This is a genomic window from Mesorhizobium sp. M0698 (genome assembly GCF_040320455.1).
Classification (GTDB): domain Bacteria; phylum Pseudomonadota; class Alphaproteobacteria; order Rhizobiales; family Rhizobiaceae; genus Mesorhizobium.
The window spans coordinates 1-10,217 of the sequence record NZ_JAMYPQ010000052.1 but is presented as its reverse complement, the minus strand read 5'-3'; the positions used below and the strand labels follow the sequence as shown (position 1 = coordinate 10,217).

General features: G+C 59.1%; 8 protein-coding genes and 1 pseudogene. 2 read left to right on the top strand and 7 right to left on the bottom strand.

The window, feature by feature from the left end:
• Positions 1–208: 208 nt before the first annotated feature.
• Both NKI16_RS33310 and NKI16_RS33305 read right to left on the bottom strand, forming a co-directional pair.
• Entirely contained in the window at positions 209–994 is a 786-nt protein-coding gene (locus NKI16_RS33310; RefSeq protein WP_352924677.1) for a putative bifunctional diguanylate cyclase/phosphodiesterase, read from the bottom strand.
• A 119-nt stretch (positions 995–1,113) separates the two neighbouring features.
• Positions 1,114–2,418, bottom strand: a pseudogene (locus NKI16_RS33305) (sensor domain-containing diguanylate cyclase); the annotation flags it as partial.
• A 478-nt stretch (positions 2,419–2,896) separates the two neighbouring features.
• Here NKI16_RS33305 and NKI16_RS33300 point away from each other — a divergent pair.
• Positions 2,897–3,466 (top strand): hypothetical protein, encoded by a 570-nt coding sequence (locus NKI16_RS33300; protein ID WP_352924675.1) that lies wholly within the window; start codon positions 2,897–2,899, stop codon positions 3,464–3,466.
• Between the two features lie 104 nt (positions 3,467–3,570).
• Here NKI16_RS33300 and NKI16_RS33295 read toward each other — a convergent pair whose 3' ends face one another.
• A complete protein-coding gene (locus NKI16_RS33295; RefSeq protein ID WP_352924674.1) occupies positions 3,571–4,080 on the bottom strand; it encodes a hypothetical protein in 510 nt (169 codons plus the stop codon).
• A 25-nt stretch (positions 4,081–4,105) separates the two neighbouring features.
• On the opposite strand from NKI16_RS33295, the gene NKI16_RS33290 reads away from it, so the two are divergent.
• Positions 4,106–4,420, top strand: a complete 315-nt coding sequence (locus NKI16_RS33290; protein WP_352924672.1) for a hypothetical protein — start codon at positions 4,106–4,108, stop codon at positions 4,418–4,420.
• Between the two features lie 117 nt (positions 4,421–4,537).
• On the opposite strand, the gene NKI16_RS33285 is transcribed toward NKI16_RS33290, so the two are convergent.
• The 4 genes from NKI16_RS33285 to NKI16_RS33270 form a co-directional block, all read right to left on the bottom strand.
• Positions 4,538–4,729: a hypothetical protein gene (locus NKI16_RS33285; RefSeq protein WP_352924670.1), complete on the bottom strand. Its 192-nt coding sequence runs from the start codon at positions 4,727–4,729 to the stop codon at positions 4,538–4,540.
• Between the two features lie 248 nt (positions 4,730–4,977).
• The gene (locus NKI16_RS33280) at positions 4,978–6,135 is read right to left on the bottom strand and encodes a cupredoxin domain-containing protein (RefSeq protein WP_352924668.1); all 1,158 of its coding nucleotides are present in this window, start codon (positions 6,133–6,135) and stop codon (positions 4,978–4,980) included.
• Positions 6,136–6,146: 11 nt separating this feature from the next.
• Positions 6,147–7,256: an NAD(P)/FAD-dependent oxidoreductase gene (locus NKI16_RS33275; RefSeq protein ID WP_352924666.1), complete on the bottom strand. Its 1,110-nt coding sequence runs from the start codon at positions 7,254–7,256 to the stop codon at positions 6,147–6,149.
• 20 nt (positions 7,257–7,276) lie between these two features.
• Positions 7,277–9,781 carry a hypothetical protein gene (locus tag NKI16_RS33270; RefSeq protein WP_352924664.1) on the bottom strand — a complete coding sequence of 835 codons (2,505 nt, stop codon included), beginning with the start codon at positions 9,779–9,781 and terminating at the stop codon, positions 7,277–7,279.
• Positions 9,782–10,217: the final 436 nt, after the last annotated feature.

Below are 10,217 nucleotides of genomic sequence, written 5' to 3'. Positions count from 1 at the left end.
GCCAGATGTTCGAACATCGCCGCCACATCTCAGGTGGCCACCGCTTCCGCGATTACTTCATGTTCGTGCATCGGGCGCAAAGCGGACATCCGCGGCGAATTTGAACCGAATACCCCGTCATCCCGTGTTCATGATTTGTGCTTCGAAAGTCGCATAAAAGGCAATGTGGGGCTGACCATCGCAGAAGGTCAATTATGGAGGTGGCACGCTAGGCCGCGCTGTCCTTGACTACTCGTAACTTGTGCTTAGACAGCGGTTGGGGAGTGGCTACCTTGCCTTCGCCGCTTGTATGCTGCGCGAACTCGGCTATGGGACAGGGTCGGCCGAGCAAATAGCCCTGCATTTGATCGCAGGCTTCCGCGCGCAGAAAGCTCAGTTCCGCATCCGTTTCGACGCCCTCCGCCAAGACGGGGAGCTTGAGACCTCGAGCAAGCCCGAAGACCGCGCGCATGACGGCGGCCGCCTCGTCGCTGGTATCCACCGCACGGACAAGGGACTGGTCGACCTTGATTTTGTCGAACGGGAAGGCCCGCAGGTTTGACAGCGATGAGTAGCCGGTGCCGAAATCATCCATCGCGATCTGGACGCCAAGGTCTTTGAGCTTGTGCAAGACCGCGAGGGCCCGCCCAATATCCTTGATCAGCGAGGATTCTGTAATTTCCAGCTCAAGGCGGGACGGGGCCAGGCCGGTTTCTTTCAGAATCTCCTCGACCAGCTCCGGGAGATTGCCGCCATGGAGTTGCACGGCCGAGACGTTGACGCTGAGTCCCAGTGGCCGGTCCCACGTCGCCGCCTCGGCACAGGCCATGCGCAACACCCATTCGCCGATCTTCAGAATAGCGCCGCATTCCTCCGCGATCGGTATGAACACCGTCGGGGCGATGGCACCTCTCGTGCCGTGATCCCAACGAAGGAGCGCTTCGAAGCCGAAGACCCTATTGGAGTGAAGCTCTGCTTGCGGCTGAAAGACGAGACTGAACTCGTTGCGCGAGATCGCATGACGGATGTCGTGCTCGAACTGACGTCGATGGTGTAGATGCTCACCCGTTCGAAAACGCGATAGATGCCGCGCCCTTCCAACTTGGCCTCATAAAGCGCCGCGTCAGCATGGCTCAGAATGGTCGCGCGATCGAGCGCATCGTTCGGGAAGACAGCGATGCCGATGCTGGTCCCGAGAGTGACGCCGGCGGGTAGATTCGCGCCGGTCTCGTCGAAAGCGTTCAAAATGGCTTCAGCGGTGCGCGTCGCATACGCTGGGCTCGGCAGGCCTGGAACGATTACGGCGAACTCGTCGCCTCCCAAGCGCGCGACCATATGCTCCGGCTTGAGGACGTTCTTAATCTTCTCGGCCACACACTGGAGTACGGCGTCCCCGATGAGATGGCCGAAGAGGTCGTTAATCTCTTTGAAGCGATCGAGATCGAGAAAAAGGACGGCAAGGCACCTGTCGGTCCCACGATGCGCCGCGAATTCGGCCTCCAGCTTCTCGTTGAAGCTCGTGCGGTTCGGGAGCTTAGTCAGGGGGTCGTGGTGAGCAAGGAAGTGAATTTGCTCCTCCGCCCGCTTGCGCCCGCGGATATCGCGCACCGCCACGACCTGATGCTGCTTACCGGCATAAAGGATGTTGTGTCGGATCAGCTCGACCGGGATCATACTGCCGTTGGTTGCGCATAGCTCCGCCTCTAGCGGCTTTCGGGCGGTGGCCGTGAGTTCGCCCTGCGAGACGGTGGGGAAGAAAGACTCGAGCGAGCGGCCGACAGGCTGAGAGCCATCGACACAGGCAAGGGCGGCGAAGCTGTGATTGGCAGCCACGATCATCGTCTCGTTGTACACAACCAGCCCCTCGACGGCGGCGTCGGCCAGCTCTTGCATACGCGCCCTTTCCCCAGCGCGACGAAGATCACGCAGATCGAGGACAAGACCGACAAGGGCCAGAAGAATGATCACGATCGAAGCGAGCGCAAGTCCGATTGCCATCCATTCCGCTGGCAGCGCCGTGCCCGAAACGCCGATGCGAGGATCGGGCACGATCGCGGCCGCGCCCATCGCAGTGAAATGATGGCTGCAAACCGCGACCGTCAGCACCAACGCCCCGAGTGCCTTCCACCTGATCGTGTTGGCCCGAAGGGCAACTGGCAACGCTGCGGCACCGAACAGTCCACCGAGGGCGATCGACACTGCGACGAGCGGCATATCCCAGACGACGCGGCCCGCGATCTCGAAGGCAGCCATGCCAGTATAATGCATTACGGCTATACCGCCCCCCACGATCATCCCGCCGATCCAGCGTGCATACGGAACGCGGGGCGACATGCCGACGGTGAGGCCGGTTCCCGTCAAAGCGATCGCGGCGACCAGCGAGAGGATCGTCAAGGCGATATTGTAGCCGCTCGGCACTGCGGGCTGGAAGGCCAGCATGGCGATGAAATGCGTTGACCAGATGCCGAAACCGGTGGCGACCGCGGCTACTGCGAGCCAGATCCGTCGCATTTCGCGTTCGCTACGCCCGACATGATGGAGGAGGTTGACGGCCGTGAACGAGGCCAGGGCACAGACCAAGGCCGCCAGCGCAACCAGACGCAAATCATGCTGCGTCGCAATGCAGGTATAGACCTTCAACATGCTCTTCCCCGAAGTCGGTTGCGAGCTTCGGAGAGAAACCTACGGTCAAACCTTGAAGAAATGCTTATTAGGGCAATTCAACTTGACGACTTCTTACCTGGGATGGGCATTCGCGCGACCGCTTTAGGGCGCTGTTCCGACATTCACTCAAAATCAAAGGCGGAAAGATGTCGGTCTCCACGCGTTGGCCAGGGCTGTAACTGCCCTTGGCGTGCTCGGAGGAACGATGTGCCCATCGCAGTGTTAAATGGCGAAAAGAGTTGAGGCAGTACAGATGGATGATCTCAAAGAGACGGCATTGATCGCGCGGCTTGCGGCGCGGCACGAGTTGTCAAGGGACGCGGTAGAAACCGTGCTGCGTGCCCTGCGCTCGGGCGGCGGTTCCATGGCGCAGTTCAGCCATGCCGAATTCGGCGGCATGTCGCAGTGGTCATCAGGCATGACAATGGTCGGCGACATGTTCAACGATGCGCTAAGGGCGAAGCTGAACGCGGTGGCCACCGATCCCGTAGCTTATCTACGGGAGAATCCTGAGGTCGCCCATAATGAACCTGCCGAAGTGAGCTATAGATCGCAGCAGCAGGTACGTGAAAGTTCGCCGGGCGGACTCGGCACACCCTCATCGACCGGATCGCAGAACCATTTGCCCTACGCGATCTATCCTGACACGCGGCGACTGGTCATCGAGGATGCCGGGCAGCGTACAGTCTACGACACCGGCAATCACGTTATCTCGGGGATCGCCCAGGCGCAAAGTACGGATGCAACACTGACATTCCGCAGCCAGAACGGCCTTGTGCGGCTCTCGGAGCTAAAGGTTTGCCCTATTAATGCGTCGCGGTGATGCTCGCCCCCCGCGCCATTCACCGCAGCGCGAGGCGCCTCAGCACTGCCCTCGGCCGGAAGTCGGGTTGGACGGACCTTCATATCTGGCCTCCATCTTCGCCTTCAGGTGCGGAAACAGCACCCAGCCCGCCGCCTGCGGAGATTGGGACGCCGTCCGCCGTGAAAGAACTCTTCCGGCATCATCTGCTGGGCGATCCGCACCAGATCACCGAGCGCAGAGCGTATCTGCGGCCAGGGATACTCGGAGCATCCCTCCCAAACCTCGCCATTGCGCAACACGGCATCGAGCTTGCCCGCCACACCTGCGAGGGTCGTGGCAGGCGTTGTTGAGAACGCTTCCAGCAGATCCTCCGCGCGCTCGCCAGCTTCGCGTTCGGCCGTGAGTGCTGCGGTGTAGCCGCCCTCCTCGGCAACCGCATCCCAGCGTGCCTGGTGCGCCGCGAAATCTGCTTCGGCCTTCTCACGGAGAGCCGCAATGTCCGGCGCTTTGCCGAGCACTTCATTGAGCGCCTCGATCGACTCCAAAATCGCGGCTGCCTCTTTCGGCGCGCTCTCGGGTAAGTGGTCAAGGCCGTTGCAAGACTGCACCAGTTGCCCAAGCAGCCTGCGCAACCTGTCCTTGCCAAAATCGCCATAGATGAATCGCCTCAAGCCGATCGGCGGCAGCCTTACCCCGGGCCTCTCGCAATGCATCGTAGTACTGGCTCAACTCCTGCATGCACATCTCAAGGTCGAAAGCGGTAGCATCTTGGCTAGCCGCAATGGCGGCGACATCCTCGATCGTTCCGTTACAGGCCGCGATTGCTTCCAGGTAACGTCGCGACGCTTATGGCGCGAAACTCAAGCCATCCAGGTTTCCGGCCGCCCGTCTCGATTGGTGGTGCTGGTAGGTGGCGGTTGCGAGTTTGGCTCCGCCCCGAACCAGGCCGCCAATCTCGCGCAGCAAGGCTAACAATTCCCGCAGGGACTTTACGACATCGGTAACGGTTCCCGGGATCTCTATGGTGTTCGTCGGGCCAGCCAAAGGTGCCTCCGCCAGGAAAATCTCCTCCCATCCATCGAATAAAGATTACGCCTGCAGGGCATTCACCAGCCTCAGGGTACGGCGGGTGAATCCCGTCAGCTCGGTCGCGTTGTCGGGCGTGGCATCCGAGGTGTCTTCGCCGTGGTGGTACTGCTTGGTGTAGTCGTTGATCTGATCGAGCTCGTCATAGAGCGCGGCGGCCGGGTGCGTTGGCCCTCCCGCTCTGATTTTCTGCACGATGTCACCCAGCCAATCCGATGCCGTGAAGTCAGCGGGGTGTTTGCGCCCTTACGCCGGACGAATTTCGTGCCCTACGGCGCTGATCATGACTAGGACGCTCGCTTGGCAGGTAAATCTACTGAGGCCTGCTTCGGAGGCAAAGCACAAGTGTTCACCCGTAGTCCCGCAGTTCCATCTGAAGGCGTCGTTAAGGCGCGATCTGCGGCGCCGATGTGCCGCATCGGAGCACGCGCTTCGGCAGGCGGCTAGTTTTCTCCCAGGATCAACACGCCATAGTTCAGCAGTCGAATGTCGAAATGAATGAAGGTGCCAATCTCGATCTGTCCTCTGCGCCCATCCTCCAGAACCACCTCGTAAACAGGCGGAGAAGTGTCGCGCCTCCTAAGTGGATCCTGTGCCTGGTTTGCGCCGGCTCCCGGGGGCAAAAGCCAATACAGGTGGAAGGAGTTGTCGACGAAGCCGACCCGACGAATTTCCTTGGGCGATACATCCCGAATGCGCTTCGATGGAACAATGATCTTTATCGGGTCGCCGTCGAACGTCGTCCAGAAATCTGGTTTTGTCTTGAGCTTCGCGACGGAATGGAAATTCGGAGCTCGGGTGATGAAGTGGTCGATGAAGACGTCCTGAGCGTCGCCATAGACGAGATAGGCCATCCCTTCGGGATAGTTCGAATCGGGCTCGAACTTGTGAAAGTGGATCACTCGGTCGATCCGGACCGGTGTCGCCTCTTCGGGAAGGTCCGGAACGGTCACGCCGTCATCGGGATGTCCGGCATCCGGATAATACTCGACCGTGGCATTGGGCAGCTCCTTGATCGCGCCATTGGCTATGTCGACCAGTGAGATATGACTATGGAATATCTGCACGCGCCCATCATAGCCGCCGCCCTTTGCACGCATTTGGTCGTACGCCGCAACATGTTCCGGCTTCATGAAGCTGGCTTGCAGAATGATCTGGAAGCGATGCCGCGGATCAGCGATCACCGGTGTGTGCGTCATGTACAGGCGCTCGCCACTCCGCCCACCGGTCACGAACCCATGCAGATGCCGGAGCCCTCCATGGCCTCCGTGACTATGGTCACCACTACCGGCATGGCTGATGGCTTCTCCACGGGGCATGTTCTGCTCGACAGACGCGCCTTCGGCAACGGTAACAACACCCTCCATTCCTTCGTGGAAGCGACACAAATAGGGAAAGCTCCCAACGTGGTCGAAGAAGACAGGGCTAGAGGTTTCGCCAGGCTGCAACGCCCCCGGATTAAAATAGAACGAGGCGTTGCGAAGCGTCTCAACTGCGTGAGGGAACGGGTCGCGGTTCGTCCATACGACGAAGGTCTCCGGTGGAATTACAAGCGTCGGGAACGTGCTGTTCTGGATCTCTGCGATGACGGTCTTAACCATGTCCTTCCTCCTCAAGGTGCTTGGCGCTGAACCAGATCCGAGCGGCGCACCTCGCTTTGCCCCGATCTGTGAATTCGGCCTTCCGATGCCCACCTGTTGTCCGCCCAGGCCAAGGACGAAGTTACCGATCCATAGAATGCTCGCAGGCGCCGCACATCCTGCTCGAACCAAGAGCTCAACCAAGCCTTGTAGTGATCGGCACCATCACTTTCACCCACAGACCGGGACAGCACATTCGAAACCACATGCGCTGCCATAATGCCGGACATCATGGCTCGCAGCACGCCATGCGACGAGGCGGGATCAACAACGGCAGCCGCATCGCCGGCGATAAAATACCCGGGACCGGCGCAGGCCGGCACGATGCGCCAAGTCACATCGGCGCCCCTGACTGGTTTGTGCCACTCGACGCCGGGCAGAGAAGGGGCCAGTCCGGAACGACAATCGTCTGGCTCAAAATCCAGTCTTGTCCAAGTGAACGTCCGGTTTCCAACCTTTGCCGTCCAGACCCAACCGTGCTCGTCTCCAACCAAAGACGGGATCACCTCGCGTTGTCCGGATTGCCCGATGCCGTAACCATAATGGGCGCGCAGCGGTGGCGAGGCCGTCATTTGCGCAAGTCCCAGGGTTCGGCGAAGAAAGCCTCGCATGCCCGAAGCATCGACCACAAACTTGGCGAGGTATGGTTCCGAACACATCAGGCCTGAAACACGGCCGCCCGAAACGATTGGCCGTCCAACAGCCGCTTCTGGTTGAAGGACTCTGACGCCAAGGCAGCGAGCACGATCGATCAAGATAGCGTCGAGCCTTTCCCGTGAAATCTGGTACCCCAGCCACGGACCACCGGAATCTGAGCCGAATTGCGCCGACGAGTGCCTGCCGGCCCAAACTGTCGTCTGCCCCTCATGGCGCACCTCGGCGTTTGCCACTACTTCCAGCGCGACGCTGAGTTGCTTGAGGATGGGCTCGGCGCCTGGGTGCAACGTCTCTCCGGGTCGATGGCGGGGAAATTTCGTCCGCTCGAGCAAGACAACACGCAGGCCGCACTGAGCAGCCCATATTGCTGCAGCGGTTCCGGCCGGACCTCCACCAATGACAAGAACGTCTGACGCGACACTCACCTGATAACCTCAAAGGAATTTCAGCGCCGCAATTCATGAATCTTCCAGGATCCATCCTCCAACTGATGAAGCACAATCGAGGGATCGACAAACAACAATACGAGGAAGTCGAAGGGCACGAATACCTTGTCGAATTTCTTCTTGTCCTCAATGGTCTTCCCGTCGTGGCGGAACATTACGAACCGGTAGAGATAAGGCCATTGCACGTCGCGGAGTGTCGCGTGGAGAGCTGCCTGTAGATCGGGATCCGCCCGCTCTGCATGGCGAAACGACAGGACGGACCATTTCGCTTTGTCGATACGGCTTGTAGCCCCCACCGCAGCATACACGCGGGCCATGGCGATCGTCCTTGCGACATATTCCTCTTTCGAAATCTGCCCGATGACGTTGATGTTAAAGCCCTTTTTCAGAGCGATTTCGACATAGTCTCCGTAGGCAAGCGAAGGATATTCGATAACCTTTTTGCTCCAATCAACGACCGGCCCTTTGATCCCATCCCAAGGCGTCGATCCGTCGACACCGATCAAGTCATCTGTCAATGGTGTTGCCGTGGCATACCCGCGGCCAGGACCAAATGTTCGCGTGATGTCCGGCGCGACCGCTGGCCAAAACGAACTCAGCGCCGCGCAAAGCTTGGTGTCTTCAACGAATGGCGATCCAAGTCCGTAAGTGTTTAGGAAAGTCGTTCCAGGTGCCAGCCCGATCCCTGTGTCTGTCGGATCGGCTTCCTGCGTCCGGTCGTACGACACGTCCCAGCCCGGAGCAAAGACCCCTGCGGCGGCGTCTGGAAGGGTCGTCGCGCGTCCACCGGTAGAGCGCAGCAGCCGGGCGATACGGCCTGTCCCAGAGCCGAGGTCGCCGACGATTGCCGTCATTGTATCGTCATTTGGGTCAAAGCCTGCGCCCAACAATTCTAGATTGGCTGCGTAGCGTTGATCCGACAATGCTTCCGGCTTGCCTGGGTTCTCCGGCCATAAGATACTCAGTAATACGGGCGGCACCGATTGCTCGGTCCACTTCATCAGATCGGTTTGATTGACCGCAGGATAAAAATCCGGCGTGGCGACAATCGAATACGCCGGTAGCCGGCGCGGGATCTCGAGCGCGAGTTCCGCGCACTCAACGTCGATCCAGCCGTCTCCAGCAAAATCCAAATAATGACGTGCGTGATAGCCACCCTTTTCGATCGTTTTCAGAAGATCCTTTGATCCGTTGAGGTCGGTCTCCTTTCCGCTTTTATCGATCACATGCCGCACGTGAAGGTATTCAGGTGCAGCCCGAGCACCACTTGCCTTCAGTTTCAGGTTTAGGCTGGATTGATAGATTGTCCACGGCGTATCGTCCGTGGTCTCAGGCACACGGAACGTCAGCGGCTTGCCGTGATACTCCGCGGGCTGGATCATCGGGCTATGTGGAGTTGGCGTCAGGTGCCAGTTCCCGAAGTTGGGATCTTTCGAAAACTCGGCAATTCCCTCAGAGAAGATGAACGGCGACTTGCTGATGTCTGGCTCAGACCAACCGCTTTGGTGGCCGTTTGCACCAAAGAACAGATGGGCGCGCCTGATTTTTTCGTTCACATGGTTAGCGGACAGACGAACCTTGATCTCTCGGTCGCGAATGCATTCCTGGCCATCGAACAGCTTGTGAACAGGTATCCAGAAGCTGCGGTTAGCATCCGAGACGCTGCGTGCCTGCAGGGCAGGGGGTGGCAGCGGCGCTCCCGCATCCCTTGTTCGTCTGCCAGAAGCGGCAACCGGCTTTGAATCTTCCTCAAGGAAGCGCATGGGCCCATGCCCGCCCTTGCTCCCTGGCAACAGTGCTGCGATGTAAGGTGCGTAGCGGCAGGGTAACACTCCAATCTCGTTGGGATGCTCTTCGACGAAGGGAAGGTAGCCCCTTGCCGCCGGCAGATATTGCGCCTCCTTCGTGCCCACGCGCGCGACGCCGCATCGCGCGAAGCACATGTCTGCGTGTTTGCGGTGAACCGTATCAATGCCTGGCCTGTATTCCACGGCGAATACCACAATCGCCAAGTGAACCCCACCGGTCCGGACGAACAAGTCCTCCATTGAGGGAGGGCGTACGCCGAATACATAGTTTTCGACAGCCTCGATCTCCGCTGGTGTCGGGAAGGCGTTAAGAGGCTCGTTTCGACCGCCCTTCGGGAAGCTTACAACGGCCGGTGATGCGAAAGCGTGAAAAAGCAAGCTAAGTGCCGGCTGGGCCGGCTCGATGCCGCGCGTTCCCTCCACGGCGAAATCCTCAAAGCCCGGAAGTGTACGATCGACGTCTAATGGCTTGACGAGCTCCTCCGCAAGGCTAGAAGCCGAGATGTCCAGGCCATGGCAGTTCATTAACTCGCCCCAGCCTGCATCTGCCAGCCGTCGGCAAGCGTCGGCAACGCGCTCGATGAGTCCCGCTGTCGCTTTCACCCCGAGATTCAACTCTGCCGAAAAGGTCTTGTATTGCGCGCCAGCCGGGCCACGCCCGTCCGTCCCGCGAAGCAGCCAATTCTCAGTTGCCATTACCCGCATATCTCCCCAAAAGAGGCTTAGAAGGAAATCAAACTTCGCTGCGTCATGGTCAATGTGAAAAGAAGATCTGAATCATGTACACCTTATCACCGTATTTCGTACCAATTTGGTCGACGATGTTGTTGCAACGTCGCAGTCACGTCGCTAGCTTTTTCGCAGGACGTTCTCGTTAAAGACTGTTTGACTGCAAAAAACCGGTCGGAGGGCGGTGGCTCTCCCTAGATCAGCTCGTCCCGGACGCAGTTTACAAGCGACCGAATTATATGGACGGCAACTCCTTGTTAGGCAGATGCGCACCGCAGGCTCCTATTTCCTTCGACAAAAGGCAGTTGAGGCCCTCTCCGAACCAGCAGCGAGTTGTCGATTCCAAGAATCTTGCGCACGCTCGCCAGCGCACGCTCATTCACCTCGATGTATGCGACGATGT